19 protein-coding genes and 1 pseudogene are annotated in these 18,697 nt (G+C 39.5%); 19 read left to right on the top strand and 1 reads right to left on the bottom strand.

Annotated features, from left to right (window positions below; translation table 11 throughout):
* Positions 1 to 95: 95 nt before the first annotated feature.
* The 10 genes from LD028_RS15365 (at position 96) to LD028_RS15320 (ending at position 7,682) form a co-directional block, all read left to right on the top strand.
* Positions 96 to 1,160 (top strand): type III polyketide synthase, encoded by a 1,065-nt coding sequence (locus tag LD028_RS15365; RefSeq protein ID WP_237812276.1) that lies wholly within the window; start codon positions 96 to 98, stop codon positions 1,158 to 1,160.
* Positions 1,157 to 1,663, top strand: coding sequence for an isoprenylcysteine carboxyl methyltransferase family protein (locus tag LD028_RS15360; protein WP_226373753.1), 507 nt, complete (start codon positions 1,157 to 1,159; stop codon positions 1,661 to 1,663). The genes LD028_RS15365 and LD028_RS15360 overlap by 4 nt, the downstream gene beginning before the upstream one ends.
* Before the next feature lie 59 nt (positions 1,664 to 1,722).
* On the top strand, positions 1,723 to 5,355 hold the full coding sequence (locus tag LD028_RS15355; RefSeq protein WP_237812275.1) for a dynamin family protein: 3,633 nt from the start codon (positions 1,723 to 1,725) through the stop codon (positions 5,353 to 5,355).
* Entirely contained in the window at positions 5,348 to 5,620 is a 273-nt protein-coding gene (locus LD028_RS15350) for a YpbS family protein (RefSeq protein WP_006318612.1), read from the top strand. Before LD028_RS15355 ends, LD028_RS15350 begins: the two co-directional genes overlap by 8 nt.
* 60 nt (positions 5,621 to 5,680) lie before the next feature.
* A complete protein-coding gene (locus LD028_RS15345) occupies positions 5,681 to 5,821 on the top strand; it encodes a hypothetical protein (protein WP_006318610.1) in 141 nt (46 codons plus the stop codon).
* 50 nt (positions 5,822 to 5,871) lie between these two features.
* Positions 5,872 to 6,393, top strand: a complete 522-nt coding sequence (locus LD028_RS15340) for a peroxiredoxin family protein (protein WP_006318601.1) — start codon at positions 5,872 to 5,874, stop codon at positions 6,391 to 6,393.
* Positions 6,394 to 6,473: 80 nt separating this feature from the next.
* The gene (locus LD028_RS15335) at positions 6,474 to 6,605 is read left to right on the top strand and encodes an FbpB family small basic protein (RefSeq protein WP_077428929.1); all 132 of its coding nucleotides are present in this window, start codon (positions 6,474 to 6,476) and stop codon (positions 6,603 to 6,605) included.
* Positions 6,606 to 6,639: 34 nt separating this feature from the next.
* Positions 6,640 to 6,783: an acid-soluble spore protein N gene (locus LD028_RS15330; protein WP_004890310.1), complete on the top strand. Its 144-nt coding sequence runs from the start codon at positions 6,640 to 6,642 to the stop codon at positions 6,781 to 6,783.
* Positions 6,784 to 6,909: 126 nt separating this feature from the next.
* Positions 6,910 to 7,134 (top strand): small acid-soluble spore protein Tlp, encoded by a 225-nt coding sequence (gene tlp / locus LD028_RS15325; protein WP_237812274.1) that lies wholly within the window; start codon positions 6,910 to 6,912, stop codon positions 7,132 to 7,134.
* Between the two features lie 128 nt (positions 7,135 to 7,262).
* Positions 7,263 to 7,682: an acyl-CoA thioesterase gene (locus tag LD028_RS15320; RefSeq protein WP_012574986.1), complete on the top strand. Its 420-nt coding sequence runs from the start codon at positions 7,263 to 7,265 to the stop codon at positions 7,680 to 7,682.
* 18 nt (positions 7,683 to 7,700) lie between these two features.
* Here LD028_RS15320 and LD028_RS15315 read toward each other — a convergent pair whose 3' ends face one another.
* Entirely contained in the window at positions 7,701 to 7,988 is a 288-nt protein-coding gene (locus LD028_RS15315; RefSeq protein ID WP_237812273.1) for a HesB/YadR/YfhF family protein, read from the bottom strand.
* Positions 7,989 to 8,152: 164 nt separating this feature from the next.
* Here LD028_RS15315 and LD028_RS18040 point away from each other — a divergent pair, with 164 nt between their 5' ends.
* The 9 genes and pseudogenes from LD028_RS18040 to dnaK all read left to right on the top strand — a co-directional run bounded on the left by LD028_RS18040 (position 8,153) and on the right by dnaK (position 18,596).
* A complete protein-coding gene (locus tag LD028_RS18040; protein ID WP_255707176.1) occupies positions 8,153 to 8,284 on the top strand; it encodes a hypothetical protein in 132 nt (43 codons plus the stop codon).
* A 24-nt stretch (positions 8,285 to 8,308) separates the two neighbouring features.
* Complete coding sequence (locus tag LD028_RS15310; protein ID WP_237812272.1) at positions 8,309 to 9,247, top strand: magnesium transporter CorA family protein; 939 nt, start codon at positions 8,309 to 8,311, stop codon at positions 9,245 to 9,247.
* Positions 9,248 to 9,393: 146 nt separating this feature from the next.
* Entirely contained in the window at positions 9,394 to 10,830 is a 1,437-nt protein-coding gene (locus LD028_RS15305; RefSeq protein WP_237812271.1) for an NAD(P)/FAD-dependent oxidoreductase, read from the top strand.
* A gap of 107 nt (positions 10,831 to 10,937) precedes the next feature.
* Positions 10,938 to 11,927 (top strand): biotin synthase BioB, encoded by a 990-nt coding sequence (gene bioB, locus LD028_RS15300; RefSeq protein WP_237812270.1) that lies wholly within the window; start codon positions 10,938 to 10,940, stop codon positions 11,925 to 11,927.
* Positions 11,928 to 12,506: 579 nt separating this feature from the next.
* Positions 12,507 to 13,762, top strand: a pseudogene (gene ltrA / locus LD028_RS15295) (group II intron reverse transcriptase/maturase).
* 100 nt (positions 13,763 to 13,862) lie between these two features.
* Entirely contained in the window at positions 13,863 to 15,005 is a 1,143-nt protein-coding gene (gene hemW / locus LD028_RS15290; RefSeq protein ID WP_004889451.1) for a radical SAM family heme chaperone HemW, read from the top strand.
* 77 nt (positions 15,006 to 15,082) lie between these two features.
* Positions 15,083 to 16,117: a heat-inducible transcriptional repressor HrcA gene (gene hrcA / locus LD028_RS15285; RefSeq protein WP_237812269.1), complete on the top strand. Its 1,035-nt coding sequence runs from the start codon at positions 15,083 to 15,085 to the stop codon at positions 16,115 to 16,117.
* Between the two features lie 66 nt (positions 16,118 to 16,183).
* On the top strand, positions 16,184 to 16,765 hold the full coding sequence (grpE, locus tag LD028_RS15280; RefSeq protein ID WP_077428820.1) for a nucleotide exchange factor GrpE: 582 nt from the start codon (positions 16,184 to 16,186) through the stop codon (positions 16,763 to 16,765).
* Positions 16,766 to 16,778: 13 nt separating this feature from the next.
* On the top strand, positions 16,779 to 18,596 hold the full coding sequence (dnaK, locus tag LD028_RS15275; RefSeq protein WP_237812268.1) for a molecular chaperone DnaK: 1,818 nt from the start codon (positions 16,779 to 16,781) through the stop codon (positions 18,594 to 18,596).
* The last annotated feature ends 101 nt before the right edge of the window (positions 18,597 to 18,697 follow it).

The raw sequence follows: 18,697 nt of genomic DNA, 5'->3' as shown, positions 1-18,697 counted from the left end.
TTTTTTGTACTCTCTATTTTCTCTATGCACACCGATCTTCAATGATCAAGTACAACTTGTGGTGAAGAGCCTCATTAATGAAAGGAGGGAAATGTATGCCGAGCATCGTTGCAGTGGAATTAGCTGAACTTCCTTACCGTGTTTCACAAAACGAGGTGATGATTGCAATCAAACGTATGTTTCAACACCGTTATGAGCATATCGATCGTCTATTATCGATTTTTGAACATGACCATATTCAATCAAGGTCATTTGTACAACCGTTACATTGGTATATGACAGCTCATTCGTTCGCTGAGAAAAATGAACTGTATATTGAACATGCCGTTCAATATGGAAAAGAAGCAATTGAACGTTGTTTACATCGCGGAAACATCCCGTTCGAAGATATTGAAGCTATTTTTTTTATTTCAACGACGGGGATTGCTACACCGAGCGTTGAGGCAAGAATAATGAACGAGCTGCCTTTTTCGATACATACGAAACGGATTCCTATATGGGGGCTCGGATGTGCAGGGGGAGCAGCTGGCATTGCTCGAGCGGTAGATTACTGTCGAGCATATCCAAAAGCGAAAGTGCTTGTCCTTGCGGTAGAGTTTTGCAGTCTCACTTTTCAGCTTGACGATGTGTCAAAAAGCAATCTTATTGGCACATCACTATTTGCGGATGGAGTAGGTTGTGCGTGTGTTGTAGGGGATGATGTACAGTTACAAAACATAGCTCCACAGGTGATCGATATGCAATCGATATTTATGCGTAACATGGAGGATGTTATGGGGTGGGATATAAAAGATAACGGATTTTATGTGGTGTTCTCTAGGCATATTCCGACTATTATTCGTCAATCGATTGGTGAAATCGTGGAATTGTTTTTAAGAAAAAACGGGATTTGTGTTTCGCAAATTGAACATTTTGTCGTACATCCAGGTGGTAAAAAAGTGCTCGATGCCTATCAAGAGGGATTACATATAGATGAAAATAAGTTAACTCATGCGATTCATGTTTTACGAGAGCATGGAAATATGTCGTCTGTAACTGTGCTTGCTGTTTTACAGCGTTTTTTACAACAGCCTATCACTCAACAACACGGTTTAATGATGGCGATGGGACCGGGATTTAGCTGTGAGCTTTTATTGTTAAAATGGGGAGAGAAATTATGAAATGGAAAGTATTTCTCTTTTTACTTGTTCAACGATTTGTTGAGTTGTACTGGGCAAAAAGAAATGAACGATGGATGAAGGAGAGAGAGGCAAAAGAGTTCGGGCAAAATCACTATAAACATATTGTTTGTATGCATAGTTTATTTTTTGTTTCGCTTTTGCTCGAAGGAAGGAAAAAACACGCATCTGCTTTATGGCCATTTTTGTTTAATATCTTTATCATTCTACAGCTGTTTCGTTTTTGGACCATTGCTTCGCTTGGACGGTATTGGAATACGAAAATTATTGTATTGCCAAATGCAGAACGAATACAAAAAGGACCGTATCGATGGTTTCGTCATCCTAATTATCTTGTTGTTACCCTCGAATTTATTATTATTCCCCTGATGTTTCAAGCATATTGGACAGCTGTCATATTTACAGTATGGAACGTGTACCTCTTATCTATCCGTATTCGTGTAGAGGAACAGGCGCTACGTTTATTAAAATCTCCTCATAAGTAGGGGGGATTTTATTTTTCTGTGAACTACAGTAAAATGAAGGTAGATTTTTTAAAAGGGGTATGGGGAAAATGCATATGACAAAAACACAATCATTGCAACAATGGTTATATCGTCTCATCGCACTTCATGATGAATTTATCAAAAGAGGTGACATGACTCAAGCAAATAAAACAAGACAATTAATTAAAAAAGTGTATCATAAAGAGTTTACGATTGCTCTTTGTGGACACTTTTCTGCAGGAAAATCTAGTTTAATTAATGAGTTGATCGGTGCTCAGCTTTTACCGTCTAGTCCAATTCCGACAAGTGCAAACCTTGTGAAAGTAAAAACAGGGAAACCGTATGCGCGTGTATATTATAAATCTGGCGAACGGATTGAATATACGGCTCCTTATGATTACGACGAAGTGAAAACGTTTTGTCGGGATGGCGACGCCATTGACATGATCGAGATTAGCGATGAAACAGAGGTGATTCCGTCCGGAATAGTACTTATGGATACACCAGGTATTGATTCAACCGATGATGCCCATCGCTTGGCGACAGAGTCGGCACTTCATTTAGCGGACGTCATATTTTATGTGATGGATTACAATCATGTTCAAGCGGAATTGAACTTCGAGTTTACGAAGCGTTTGTCACATTATGGAAAAACGCTATACTTAGTTGTGAATCAAATTGATAAACATCGTGATGAAGAACTTCTATTTTCACAGTTTACTCGTTCTGTCGAGGAATCGTTTCAGCAGTGGGGCATCACATTTGAACGAATATTTTATACGTCGCTGAAACAAAAAGATAATATATACAACGAACTTGAGACATTAAAACAATTATTGCAGTCACTTTTTAATGAAAAAGAGGAACGACTTCATCAAAACATCCGTATCGCTGTCGACCAAATGATCGACGACCATATGCAGATCGTCATCGCTCAACAGGAAGAAGAAAAGCGAAATATACGTCAGTTACTCTCGTTTGATCATGAACATGAGCTTCTTGCAAAACTCGAAGAAATCGAGCGAGCGATTGATCATATTCATACAACGTGGACAAATGCTAAGCAACATATTGAACAACAGTTGGAAACAACGTTACACAACGCATATGTGATGCCTTATGAAACACGAGAGTATGCGCGTGCCTATTTAGAGGCGTGTCAACCTGATTTTAAAGTCGGTTTTTTATTTACAAAGCAAAAAACAGAGGAAGAACGTAAAAAGCGGTTGCATGCGTTTTATGAAGATTTACATCAAAAAATCGAAAGTCAGCTTGAATGGCACATCCGTGACTTATTGAAGCAGTTTTATCAACAATATGATGTTCACGACCATGAATTATTGCATCGTATTCAACAATTAACCGTCCCGTTTTCAGAACAATGGATTGTTGAACGAAAACAAAATCAACCAGTTGTCACAGGCGATTATGTATTAACATATACGAACGACATAGCAAACGAAATGAAACGGTTATATCGCGATGCAGCTATTCAACTTGTCGAACAAATCATTGAGAAGGGAAAAGTACAACAAAAATTGAGTATGTATCAACAACAACTCAATAAGTTGATGGGGGAACGGGCATGCTGGGAGCAATTGAAGCAACTTGCTCGTGAGCGTGAACATACGCGTCAACAATTGCAAAAAGTCGTCGAAAATGCCAATCCGTTAAGCGATGATGCTGTTCATCCATTTGTTCATGAGACGTTTACAATACGAACAATCAGTGAAAATAAGGAAGAAGTTTCACCTGAAAATGAATCAAAGAAAGAAGATGTAATTCCCAAGACGCAAATAGAAAATGAGACGACCGAGCAAATGATCGAAAAATTGCGGACGATTAGTCAAATGATCGCCCCAATTAAAGGAATGAAACAGCTAGCAAATGAAATGGAAGTAAAAGTTCAGCAGCTTCAACGACGGACGTTTACGATTGCTTTGTTTGGCGCCTTTAGCGCAGGAAAATCTTCATTTGCAAACGCGTTAATCGGTGAACATGTCTTACCTGTTTCGCCACATCCGACGACGGCAACCATTAACAAAATTGTTCCACCAACAGGTGATCGTCCGCATGGAACCGTTGTCGTACAAGTAAAAACAGAACAGCAGCTTTTAAACGATTTACAACACTCTTTGCGCTTTTTCGGTATGCAAGTTCATTCATTACAAGAGGCGATCGAAGAAAGTAAAAAAGCTATTCGTAATGAAGCTGTTGATGCTAAGGAACGAGTGCATTGGGCGTTTTTACAAGCCGTTGTGCGCGGGTATGAACAAATGAAAGAAAAGCTTGGACAATTGCTTACGATTTCACTTCAGCAATTTCACGAATATGTAGCGAATGAAACAAAATCGTGTTTTGTTGAATGGATTGAGCTATATTATGATTGTCCATTAACGCGCGAAAACATTATTCTTGTCGATACACCAGGAGCGGACTCTGTTAACGCTCGTCATACAGGAGTTGCATTTAACTACATTAAAAATGCTGATGCGATTTTCTTTGTCACATACTATAACCATGCGTTTTCAAAAGCGGATCGCGAATTTTTAATTCAGCTTGGTCGGGTAAAAGATACGTTTAGTTTAGATAAAATGTTTTTCATCATTAATGCAGCGGATTTAGCACATACAACAGAGGAATTACAAGCTGTCGTTCACTACGTGAAAGATCAGCTTTTACAATTTGGTATTCGTCATCCTCGTCTTTTTTCGCTATCAAGTAAATGGGCGCTCGCAGAAAAGAACGGAGAATTGTGGAAACATGATGTGCTATCCAATTCGGGAATGGACGCATTTGAGCAGGCGTTTTACCCGTTTATTCATCAAGAGCTTAGCTCGCTAGCGCTTGCTTCCGCTCGTTTGCAAATAAAACAAGCGCAAAAGCGACTAGCAGAATATATTGCAGAAGCAAAACAAAGCGATGAAACGAAACGTAAAAAGTTACACATATTGCACCAAGAGCAACAACAGCTTGAGCGGATTATCGAACAATACGAAGCAAATCATGACGTTCATGCGATCGAGCAAGAATTAAATGAATTAGTTTATTATATTCAACAGCGTGTTTTTTTCCGTTTACCAGATTGGTTTAAAGAGTCGTTTAATCCGTCTGTTCTTCATGATCGACAGCCCAACATAAAAAAAGCGTTACAATTATGTTTGGATGAATTTTTATATTCCATTGGATTTGATTTGGCGCAAGAAATGCGTGCAACTAGTTTGCGAATCGAAGCATTTATAAGCAAACGTTATGATCTTCATTTTATGGCGTTAGAAAAACAATGGAAGGAAGTTCATGATCTCATTGTAACAAAAGCGGATCTTCCTGTTTTTCCAACAATGGAATTTCCACTTGCTTTTGAACAACTAGATCGCAACATATTTAAAAAGGCATTAGCGTTGTATAAAAACGCAAAATCATTTTTTGAAAAAGATGAAAAACGATTGATGAAAGAAGAATTGGAACGGCAATTGCATGAACCGGTAAAAGCATATATAACTGAGCAGAAACAGCGTTTGCTTGTTCACTATAAGGAACAATGGAATATAATGATTGAGCAACTTCACCATCATATGCGTGAGCAATTGAATGAACATTTCACCGGTTTAAGTGCTGCTTTAACAGCCCAAGCGTCAATAGATGAATTACAACATATTTATGACACGATTGGAGGAATGAATAATGACTGAAGTTCACCAAGCGATTACAGCGCATTCGCAAAAACAACACGCACTCGTTCGGGCATTTGTCGAGCTAAATACGAAACGGGAAACATATATTGAAGAAGCCATTGCCTTATGTCAACGAGGAGAGTCATTTTCTGTACAAAAAATTAATGAAGTGACAAAACAAATAAATGAACTAGCGAAAAATGGAATTGTACCACAGCGAAAATATGTAACAGTTGACATGGTAAAGGAGTATGTCCAAAAATTAAGTAACAAATCGTCGTAGTGTGAAACGTCCCGTTCGCGCATACTATCTGTGCATCATGTATAAAAGGAGGATAAAGCGATGGGACGAACAAAATTTGGAAATGCTAATGCTCAGCGAAATAATAATGCGAAGCATAAAAACGAATTAAAAACGGAATTTGCTTCATATGCTGAAGTGGAAGTAAAAAAAATGAACAATGAGCATAAAAATATTCGATAAGGAGGCGCACATGCGCCTTTTCTTATGAGATGACAAATAGAAGGGTAGGTATGTTGATGAAAAAGTGGATGGCCATCATCGTTTTATTTAGTTTTTTTGCATATATGCTTTGGGAACATGCGGAGGAGAGACAAACAATCAAAACAGGTATTCATATTGGCATGAAGGCCCCAAACTTTTCTTTAAAAACGATTGATGGGAAAACCGTACAACTTTCACAATTACGCGGAAAAGCAGTTATTGTGAATTTTTGGGCAACATGGTGTCCGCCTTGTCGTGCAGAAATGCCAGATATGCAAACATTTTATGAACAGTATTATAGACAAGTAGAAATTGTAGCCGTAAATGTGATGGTGCGAGATTCGCAAGAAAAAGTACGTGAGTTTATTAAGGATTACCATTTAACGTTTCCAGTTGTGCTAGATGTTGATGGCAATGTGATGAAACAATATGACATTCAACCGATTCCAACATCGTTTATTATCGACCGCCAAGGAATAATTCGCAAAAAACAAATTGGTCCTATGTCATATGAGCAAATGGTACAGTATGCAGAAAAATGGGGAAAATAGCCGAAGAGTCGGCTATTTTTTGTATATTTTTCATTATGTTTGGAAAAGATAGAAAAAAACAAAAAGTAGGTGAATACATCATGCGAAAAATAAGAAAACGTACATTTGCAGAACTCGTCATGGAAAATAAAAGACAACTATTAAATGATGTCAGCGCATTAGAAAAACTGGAAGAAAAAATGGAAACACGTTGGCTTCATAAAGCAGAGTAATATAGCCATACTATGAGGGAGAGGGGGATGAAAAATGGGTAATCCAAAAAGTAATCAACAGCCATTTGTGCCGCAACATATCGGAACGAAACCGCGATCAGCAGGTGGCAATAAAGGAAAGCAAATGCAAGATCAATCTGGTCAACATCCACAAGTCATTCAAACGAAGGGTGAGTAAGGGCGAATATTCGCCCTTATATAGTTTACATAACTAAATTATGATAAACAATAAAATTTGTATAACATGAAGAAAAACGTGCACGATAAAAAATGTACATTTTACTTTCACAAGGAGGATGATAACATGAGACCGAATGAAGATGATCGTCGCGACAATGTAGAAAAATTACAGGACATGGTACAAAATACGCTTGAGAATATTGAAAGAGCGGAAGAAACGATGGCGTTTGCTAGTCCAGAGGAGCGTGAGAAAATTAGGGAAAAAAATCATCGCCGTGAAGAAGCAATTGAGGCGATGCGAGCAGAAATCAAAGATGAAGCGAGAGCCCGTGAGAGGGGATATGAGTGATAAAAAGCCGCATGCGTGCGGCTTTTTTGTATGTTGCTTTTGCTTCGTTATAGGTATGGATTTTCTGCTTTTTTCATGTTTATGTTAAAATAGTGATAAAGTATCGTTATGTTGGAGAGTGAGAAATGATGATTATTTCACAAAAAGAGATTGAAGTGCGTTACGCAGAAACGGATCAAATGGGGGTTGTTTATCACGCGAATTACTTAATTTGGTTAGAAATAGGGCGAGCTCATTTTATTCAACAGCTTGGTTTTCAATATGCTGATATGGAGAAAAGGGGGATTGTGTCCCCAGTTATTGATTTACAAATTTCTTATAAGAAGCCGCTGCGCTACGGGGAAATAGCTACGATTAAAACGTGGGTGGAATCATATGATGGTATTCGAGTTGTTTATGGGTACGAGGTATTGACCCCAACAAATGAAATCGCAGCAACAGCAACTTCAAAACATGTTTGTGTGACAAAAGAAACGTTTCAACCAGTTTTAATCAGAAAATATTTTCCAGATTGGCACGAGGCATACGAGCGGGCAAAAAAAAGATAAAGGCGGGATCCCCCGCTTTTATCTATATGTAAATACCGGCTCGTTCTGTTTTTTATCAAATTCAATATGTAAATCGTGACCGTCAAAATACCACATATCGTTTTGTTCAATAAAAAAGATGACGCCGTTTTTTTCTAGTGTAACCGCAGCATCGATCGGCTCTTCCTTATTTACTCCTAAAGAAAAACCTTTTTGTACATTGCTACATCCGCCATATCGAGCAAAAAAACGAACGTAGTCCCCGCGCTGTAATTGAAGTTCTTCTTTATACCACTGAAATGCCTGATCGCATATGGATATGTTCATGACATTCACCACCTTTCATAAATGATTATAAAAGAATGAGAAATATTTTTCTATTTTGTACATGCCATTCGAGAAAAAATAAAAAATGAACTATACAAATGGTGGCAAAACATGTATCATTAATCCGTAATGATTGTGAAAACGAAAGGAGTGACAGTTCCGTTATGAGCAGGACGAGTAAAAATGAACCAGAACCAGCAATAATAGGGGAAGTAGCTTCGTTTTTTGGCGCTGGAACGTACTGCTCACAAACGAAACAGGCGCTCCAACGACAAAAAAGTGGCGCTTACCTCTAGTAGAGAAGATAGGGGGGTTACGCCATGATGAACATTTATTTATCGAATGATCAAGGAAAATTAGAGGAGATTCACGAACTAAAAAACGGTTGTTGGGTAAACCTCATTTCTCCAACGGAGAGTGAAATTCGCTACATTGCAGAACATCTCAATATTCCCATCGATTCTATTAAAGATGCACTCGATGATGAAGAGCGTTCACGCATCGAAAAAGAAGATAACCATGTACTTATCATCGTAGACATCCCAATTATTACGTACGATGAAGGAAATATTCCAACATATGAAACCATTCCAATTGGAATGATTATTACAAATACATGTTTTATCACCGTTTGCCTTCAAGAAAACCCGATTTTTGAGGAGTTTACAAAAAACAAGGTGAAAAATTTTTATACGTATATGAAAACGCGTTTTGCGTTACAAATGTTATATATGATTTCTACGTATTATTTAAGATATTTAAAGCAAATTAATCGAAAAACGAGCGAAATTGAAAAACAGCTACATCAATCGATGCAAAATAAAGAGTTGTTTTCTTTACTTAGTTTAGAAAAAAGCCTTGTTTATTTTACGACATCGTTAAAAGCGAACAATATTGTGATGGAACGATTGCTTCGTCTAAATTATTTACGGATGTATGAAGACGATCAAGAATTGTTAGAAGATGTCATTATTGAAAACAAGCAAGCCATTGAAATGACAGAAGTATATAGCAGTATTTTAAGTGGAATGATGGATGCCTTCGCTTCTGTTATTTCAAACAACTTAAACATCGTGATGAAATTTTTAGCTGCGATTACAATTGTTATTTCCTTTCCAACAATGGTGACAAGTTTTTATGGAATGAACGTTCCGATCCCATATCAAGATACACCGTATGCATATTTAGTTGCTTTAGGCATTTCTTTCGTACTTTCAAGTATTACGGCGTTTGTTTTTTGGAAGAAGCGTTATTTTTAAAAGAACGGCATGTACCGTTCTTTTTTTTGTTTTAAATAAAAACGAACATTCTATAAAAATTTTTAAAAAAAAGATCGTTTTTTATTGACTGATTATGTGCTATTTAGTATATTAACATTCGGAAAACGGAAGGTGAGGGATGAATGATGAACAATCGTTACGATGTAATTGTTGTTGGAGCAGGTCCGACAGGGATTTTCACTTGTTATGAATTGACATTGAAATTACGAGGGGCACGTGTGCTGTTAATTGATAAAGGGCACGATATTTATAAACGAAATTGTCCGATTTTGCAGAAGAAGATTGAAAAATGTCCGCCACCAGCTGGAAAAAAAGATTACGCAGGTTGTTTACCTGCTTGTTCGATTACAAATGGATTTGGTGGGGCAGGAGCTTATTCCGATGGTAAGTTTAACATTACGAGCGAGTTTGGTGGATGGATGACAGACTATTTACCTGATTCAACGGTGTTACAACTCATTCGTTATGTGGACGAAATTAACTTGAAACATGGTGCAACGCATACGTTGACCGATCCATTGACAGATGAAGTGAGAAAAATTGAAAAGCGTGCTTATGCTGCTGGATTGAAATTGTTGCGCGCACAAGTTCGTCATCTCGGTACAGAGCAAAATTTAGAAATTTTAAAGAGCATATATGAATATTTACGTACCCATATTGATATGATGTTCAAAACGGAAGTAAGCGATATTTTGACGGAAAAAATAAATGGCACGCATCATGTAAAAGGAATTCAATTAAAAAATGGACATATGTTATATGCCGATCGTGTCGTCATCGCTCCAGGACGTGATGGATCTGCTTGGTTAACAAACATATTGAAGCGTCGTGGGTTGAAAATGATCAATAATCAAGTCGATATTGGCGTTCGTGTCGAAACGTCTAACGTCGTTATGGAGGAAATTAATACACATTTGTATGAGGGAAAGTTTATTTTTAACACATCCGTCGGAACACAAGTTCGGACATTTTGTAGTAACCCTTCTGGTCATGTTGTTGTCGAAAATCATTCAGGAATTATGCTTGCAAATGGTCATGCGTATAAAGACCCAAAACTAGGAAGCAACAATACAAACTTTGCTCTTCTTGTTTCTCATAAATTTTCAGATCCGTTCGATCAACCGAACGAATACGCCCATCAAATTTCTCGTTTAGCGAATGCATTATCTAACGGCGGCATTATTGTCCAAAAATACGGAGATATTTTAAAAGGGAGACGCTCAACAGAAAAACGGATTAAAGAAGGATTCATCGAACCAACGTTAAAGGAGGCTGTTCCTGGAGATTTAGGGCTCGTTCTTCCATATAACACAATGAAAAGTTTAATTGAAATGACAGAAGCACTAAACGCTGTAACCCCAGGCGTTGCTTCAGAACATACACTTTTTTACGGAGTAGAGGCAAAGTTTTATTCTGCCCGTCCAAAATTAAATGAACGTTTTGAAACAGAAATCTCAGGGCTATATGTTGGAGGAGACGGCGCAGGAATTACACGCGGTCTGGCGCAAGCGGGGGCATGTGGGGTATGGATTGCCCGAAATATTGTCGAAACGTCTAACTAGCGAAGGTTGTTCGCTAGTTTTTTTGTTAACTAAAATAAAAATAGTGTTGACATATAACTTCTAATCGAATACGATTATTGGTAATTAGAAGTAAAAGGGGGAGAACAATGGATTGGTTACTATTAGCAAATCGTGTGTTAGATGGGGAAGACATTACAGATGATGAGGCGCTTGCAATATTAAATTGTCCCGATGATGAGCTATTGCTATTGTTGCAAGGTGCTTATCGCATCCGTAAAACGTACTACGGAAATAAAGTGAAATTAAATATGATTATGAATGCAAAGTCGGGATTGTGTCCAGAAAATTGCGGATATTGTTCCCAATCTTCTATATCAATAGCCCCGATTCCGACATATAAAATGGTAAACAAAGAGACAATCTTGCAAGGTGCCAAGCGAGCGTATGAGGCCAAAATAGGAACATACTGCATCGTTGCAAGCGGAAGAGGACCGAGCGATAAAGAAATTGATATCGTTGTATCTGCGGTTAAAGAAATTAAAGAAACGTACGGCTTAAAGGTATGTGCCTGTTTAGGAATACTAAAGCCAGAACAAGCGTTGCGCTTAAAAGAAGCAGGTGTGGATCGCTACAATCATAATATTAATACGTCAAAAGAACATCATCCTCATATTACGACTTCCCATACATACGATGATCGGGTACGTACGGTAGAAACGGTCAAGGAAGCAGGGATGTCTCCATGTTCAGGTGTGATTATCGGTATGAAAGAAACAAAACAAGATGTGATCGCAATGGCGAGAAGTTTAAAAGCGTTAGATGCGGATTCAATCCCTGTAAATTTCCTTCATGCGATTGATGGAACGCCGTTAGAGGGGACAAAAGAACTAAATCCACGTTACTGCTTAAAAGTATTAGCATTATTTCGATACATTAACCCTACGAAAGAAATTCGTATTTCTGGAGGGCGAGAAGTAAACTTACGTAGTTTGCAACCACTCGGCTTGTATGCTGCGAACTCCATTTTTGTTGGCGATTACTTAACGACTGCCGGACAAGAAAAACATGCTGATTTTCAAATGCTTGAAGATTTAGGATTTGATATTGATTTTGCCCCAGCATCTTATGCGAGATAAAAAAGCCGACGTTGTGTGTCGGCTTTTTTAGTGTGCTCGGCATGAGTGCAATCTCTAGGGTGAAAGTCCCGAACTGCGAAGGCAGAAGTAGCAGTTAGCTTAACGCAAGGGTGTCCGTGGCGACGCGGAATCTGAAGGAAGCGAGCGGCAAACTTCCGGTCTGAGGAACACGAACTTCATATAAGGCTAGGTATCATTGGATGAGTTTGCTAAACAAAACAAAGTCCTTTCTGCCGAAGGTGATACAGAGTAAATGAAGCAGATAGATGGAAGGAAAGATTGCACTCTTACCCGAGGAGGTCTGATGGATACGTGAAGTACCCTTCACAACCTACTTAGCGATAAGTAGCTGAATCATCAGAAGTCAGCAGAGGTCATAGTACGAATCGGTCTAGAACGATTCGGAAGGACTGAACAATCAAGAGAAAATAGCCCTTGGCATTCAGTCCGTCACGATGAACACAGAAAACATAGAACCTCCCAAGAGAAAGGAAACGGTGAATCCCGTGGGGGATCTTTTGGAGGGTGGAGTGACGACTGGCATAAGAAGAACAGCTATTTACGGAAGGAAGAATAACGATGATTTTGAATCAAATCCTGTCACGAGAGAACATGCTTCTCGCATTGAAACGAGTAGAACAAAATAAGGGGAGCCATGGAGTAGATATGATGCCCGTACAAAACCTGCGAACGCACATCGTCGAAAACTGGCAGTCCATCAAAGAGGCGATTCTCAAAGGTACCTATGAACCGATGCCTGTCCGAAGAGTCGAAATCCCGAAGCCTGATGGCGGTGTTCGGTTACTAGGTATCCCAACCGTGACAGACCGTTTGATTCAACAGGCGATTGCCCAAGTATTGTCGAAGATATATGACCCGATGTTTTCCGAACATAGCTATGGCTTTCGCCCAAATCGAAGTGCCCACGACGCAGTGAGGAAAGCACAAGGATATATCAAAGAAGGATACCGATGGGTTGTAGACATTGATTTGGAAAAGTTCTTTGATCAGGTCAACCACGACAGACTGATGAGCACATTGGCGAAAGGAATCCACGATAAACCGTTATTAAAATTAATCCGCAAGTACCTGCAGTCGGGTGTCATGATTCATGGAGTGGTTTCAAGTACAGAGAAAGGAACGCCACAAGGTGGCCCATTAAGTCCGCTCCTTTCCAACATCGTCCTTGATGAGCTGGATAAAGAATTAGAGAAAAGAGGACATCAATTCGTTCGTTACGCAGACGACTGTAACATTTACGTAAAATCAAAAAGGGCAGGAGAACGAACAATGGCAAGCGTCCAACGATTCATCGAACGTAAACTCCGCCTAAAAGTGAATGAGAAAAGTCGGCAGTAGACCGTCCTTGGAAACGAAAGTTTCTTGGATTCAGTTTTATCGATGCCGAAGAGCCCAAGATTCGAGTGGCAGAAGAAAGTCTCAAACGAATGAAGAAGAAAGTACGAGAAATCACCTCGAGAAAGATGCCATACTCCATGGAATACCGAATTCAGAAACTGAATCAGTATTTATTCGGATGGTGTGGATACTTTGCGCTGGCAGATACGAAATCAATCTTTCGGAAAATGGACGGGTGGATTCGTCGAAGACTTCGTATGTGCTTATGGAAAAATTGGAAAACACCAAAAACGAGGATACGAAACTTGATCAAATTGGGAGTTCCTTCGTGGAAAGCCTATGAATGGGGAAATAGTCGGAAAGGGTACTGGCGTATTTCAAATAGCCCCATCTTACACAGAACCCTTGGAAACTCCTACTGGAATGACCAAGGGCTCAAAAGTCTACAAGAACGTTATGAATTCTTGCGTCATTGATCTTGATTGAACCGCCGTATACGGAACCGTACGTACGGTGGTGTGAGAGGACGGAGGTTAATCACCTCCTCCTACTCGATTATAGAAAAGGGTGAAACGAGTGATTCAAGCAGCATATATTCATATTCCGTTTTGTACGCACATTTGTCATTATTGTGATTTCAATAAAGTGTTTTTACACCAGCAACCGGTCGATGCGTACATTGAAGCATTAATCATCGAAATGGAGCGGACGTTTGAACGTTTTCCGACCTCGCAATTACAAACGGTGTTTATCGGTGGTGGTACACCGACGTCGCTTACTGCTAAACAACTTGATCGATTATTGAGCGCCATTCATCGCACGGTTCCGCTCGCTTCGAATGTTGAGTTTACCGTAGAGGCGAATCCGGATGGAGTAAGCGATGAACAGTTGTATGTGCTCAAGCAATGGGGAGTCAATCGCCTTAGCTTCGGGGTACAAACGTTTGATAATGAACTGCTACGACACATTGGACGTACACATACGAAGGAAACGGCAATCGAAACAATTGAACGGGCGAACGAACTCGGTTTTCATAATATAAATATCGATTTAATGTACGGATTACCGACACAAACAATCGATCAACTGAAAGAAACGTTGCACATAACGTTTTCATTGCCGATTCAACACGTTTCTGCCTACTCGTTAATTATTGAGCCGAAAACGGTTTTTTATAACTTAATGAAAAAGCAGGCGTTACGATTGCCGAGTCAAGAAGAAGAAGCACAGATGTATGAAATCATTATGGAACAAATGGAACAACGCGGATATAAACAGTACGAACTAAGCAATTATGCCCAAAACGGATTTAATAGCCGCCATAATATGACATATTGGAATAACGAGTACTACTACGGATTTGGTGCGGGAGCGCATAGTTATATGAACGGCGTAAGGTACGTAAACGCCGGACCGATTAAAAAATATATCCAACTCATTGAACGAGGTCAATTTCCTTATATCAACACACATGTTGTGTCAAAAGAGGAACAAATGGAAGAGCATATGTTTCTCGGTTTACGAAAAAGCGAAGGAGTAAATAAAGATGAATTTTTCCGACGATATGGAAAAACGGTGCATGACGTCTTTGATGAAGCGATTGCTTTACAAAAACGAAACGGATTGCTTGAAGAGACAGAAGAAGCGATTGTTTTGACGCATCGTGGCAAATTGCTCGGAAACGAAGTATTTCAGTCGTTTCTCGGCGTTTCATCTTGACACGACAAGCTCAATTTGATACCTTAATAGTAGATTTAGCACTCACTTTATTAGAGTGCTAACAGAGGTGATGAGCATTGCTATCCGATCGCCAATTGTTAATTTTAAAAATTATTGTCGATGATTTTATTCGTTCAGGGCAACCGGTTGGTTCGCGAACGTTATCGAAAAAAGAGCAAATTACGTTCAGCTCGGCGACGATTCGCAATGAAATGGCCGATTTAGAGGAGCTCGGTTTTATTGAAAAAACGCATATTTCCTCTGGTCGCGTCCCGTCTCAAAAAGGGTATCGTTATTACGTCGACCATTTATTGCCGCCTGTTCGGTTAACACAAAAGGATGTGCAAACGATTCAGTCGATTTTTCATGAACAAATATACGAATTAGAAAAGCTTATTCAAAAATCGGCGCAAATTTTATCAGACTTAACGAACTATACGACGGTTGTGCTCGGTCCTTCAGTAAAAGAACATAAGTTAAAAACGATTCAAATTATTCCGCTCAATGCGGAAACGGCTGTCGCGATTATTGTGACCGATACAGGTTATGTTGAAAAACATGTTGTGACGCTCCCGCCATCTATTCCACCATCAGATGTTGAAAAAATGGTAAACATTTTAAATGAACGGTTGACGGGTGTCCCTTTAGAAGATTTGACAGATAAAATTCAAACGGAAGTTGCGCACGTTCTTCGTGAACACATCCAAAGCTACGACTACATGTTGCGCATGATTTCGTCTTCTTTAGATTTAAATGCGCCTGCACAAATGTTTTTAAGCGGAAAGATGAACATGCTTCGTCAGCCGGAATTTAGCGACATCGATAAACTTCGTGCTTTATTTAACATCATTGAACAAGAAAAAGAGTTTTATCGTTTACTAAGAAAGCATAATCAACAAGGTATCCAAGTGAAAATCGGTACCGAAAACGATGTCGAAGGGATGGAAAACTGCAGTTTAATTACAGCGACATATTCTGTCGGTGGAGAGAAACTTGGCACAATTGCTGTGCTTGGTCCAACCCGTATGGAATATTCGCGCGTCATTTCGTTGCTAAACCTTGTTGCAACGGATTTGTCGAAGGCGTTAACGATGTGGTATCAAAAATATTAGCGATGTCAATATTATGGATGGGGAATTTCCCCATCCGCTTTTCGAGTGTTTAAGGGAGGTGAGAAGATGGAGAAAGAACAGCGTACATATGATGAAACGATTGAACAACATGAGGATGCACAAAGCGAGCAAGCATCAGAAGAGCAAGTGGAAAATGAAGCAACGCAACAAGAAGAAAAAGATGAGTTAACGCTTGCCTATGAAAAAATTGCTCAATTGGAAGCGAAGTTAGCAGAAACAGAAAATCGTTTCCTTCGTTTACATGCTGATTTTGACAATTATCGTCGCCGTGTGCGTTTAGATATGGAAGCTGCTGAAAAATATCGCGCCCAAAGCTTAGTTTCTGATTTGTTGCCGATTTTAGATAACTTTGAACGCGCATTACAAGTGCAAGTCGAAGATGAAAAAGCAAAATCGTTACTGCAAGGCATGGAAATGGTTTATCGTTCGTTAATCGAAGCGCTGAAAAAAGAAGGCGTTGAAGCGATTGAATCGGTTGGAAAACCGTTCGATCCGCATGTGCACCAAGCGGTGATGCAAGTCGACGATCAAAACTATGAACCAAACACAGTTGTGGAAGAATTTCAAAAAGGTTACAAACTAAAAGATCGTGTCATTCGTCCGGCAATGGTCAAAGTAAATCAATAGGGAGGGATTATGGATGAGCAAAATTATCGGTATTGACTTAGGTACAACAAACTCTTGCGTCGCTGTATTAGAAGGCGGTGAACCAAAAGTTATTCCAAACCCAGAGGGAGGTCGCACGACACCATCTGTCGTTGCGTTTAAAAACGGTGAGCGTTTAGTTGGTGAAGTCGCAAAACGTCAAGCGATCACAAACCCAAATACAATCATTTCAATTAAACGCCATATGGGTACAGATTATAAAGTGCAAATCGAAGGAAAAGAATATACACCGCAACAAATTTCTGCGATGATTTTACAATACTTAAAATCATACGCAGAAGCGTATTTAGGTGAGCCTGTAACACGTGCTGTTATTACTGTTCCTGCATATTTTAACGATGCACAACGTCAAGCGACAAAAGATGCTGGCCGTATCGCTGGTTTAGAAGTTGAGCGCATCATTAACGAGCCGACAGCGGCGGCGTTAGCATACGGATTAGATAAAATGGATGAAGATCAAACGATTCTCGTATACGACCTTGGTGGCGGTACGTTTGACGTCTCCATTCTCGAGCTAGGTGACGGTGTATTCGAAGTAAAAGCTACTGCTGGTGACAACCATCTTGGTGGTGACGACTTTGACCAAGTTATCATCGACTATTTAGTTGAAGAATTTAAAAAAGAACACGGCATCGATTTATCGAAAGACAAAATGGCATTGCAGCGCTTAAAAGATGCAGCGGAAAAAGCGAAAAAAGAACTTTCTGGCGTGATGCAAACGCAAATTTCATTGCCGTTTATTAGTGCAAACGAAAACGGTCCACTTCACTTAGAAATGACGTTAACGCGCGCAAAATTTGAAGAATTATCCGCACACTTAGTTGAACGTACGATGGGTCCTGTTCGTCAAGCGTTAAAAGATGCGGGATTAACGCCTGCGGACATCGATAAAGTTATTCTTGTCGGTGGTTCAACGCGCATTCCAGCTGTTCAAGAAGCAATTAAAAAAGAAATCGGAAAAGAACCGCATAAAGGCGTAAACCCAGATGAAGTGGTCGCAATTGGTGCAGCGATTCAAGGTGGGGTTATCGCTGGTGACGTCAAAGACGTTGTATTGTTAGACGTGACACCACTTTCGCTCGGTATTGAAACGATGGGTGGCGTCTTTACAAAATTAATTGAACGTAACACGACAATTCCAACAAGCAAATCACAAATTTTCACGACGGCAGCAGACAACCAAACAGCGGTAGACATTCACGTTTTACAAGGTGAACGCCCAATGGCTGCCGACAACAAAACGCTCGGTCGCTTCCAATTAACAGACATTCCACCAGCTCCGCGCGGTGTGCCACAAATTGAAGTAACGTTTGACATTGACGCAAACGGTATTGTGCACGTACGTGCGAAAGATTTAGGTACAAATAAAGAGCAATCGATTACAATTAAATCTTCTTCTGGCTTATCTGAAGAAGAAATTCAACGCATGATTAAAGAAGCAGAAGAAAATGCAGAAGCAGACCGGAAGCGAAAAGAAGAAGTGGAAATTCGCAATGAAGCAGATCATCTCATTTTCACAACAGAAAAAACATTAAAAGAATTAGAAGGAAAAGTAGACGAAGCGGATGTGAAAAAAGCGCAAGAAGCAAAAGATGCGTTAAAAGCAGCGCTTGATGGCAAAGATATCGAAGACATTCGCGCGAAGAAAAACGCGCTACAAGAAGTTGTGCAACAGCTTTCTGTTAAGCTATATGAACAAGCGGCTAAACAAGCGCAAGCACAACAAAGCGAAGGCAAAAAAGATGACAACGTCGTCGATGCGGAATTTGAAGAAGTGAAAGAAGATAAGTAAACAAACAAAAAGTCAAAGTCAGGCCTGCCTTGGCTTTGACTTTTTTGCTATGGAAACATCAAATGTATTGCGCAACAAGTTGAGACAATGATAAAATTACG

The sequence above is a fragment of the Anoxybacillus sp. LAT27 genome (genome assembly GCF_022030075.1).
Classification (GTDB): domain Bacteria; phylum Bacillota; class Bacilli; order Bacillales; family Anoxybacillaceae; genus Anoxybacillus; species Anoxybacillus kestanbolensis.
The sequence above is the reverse complement of the archived record's forward strand: the minus strand, read 5'-3'. Positions and strand labels throughout refer to the sequence as shown.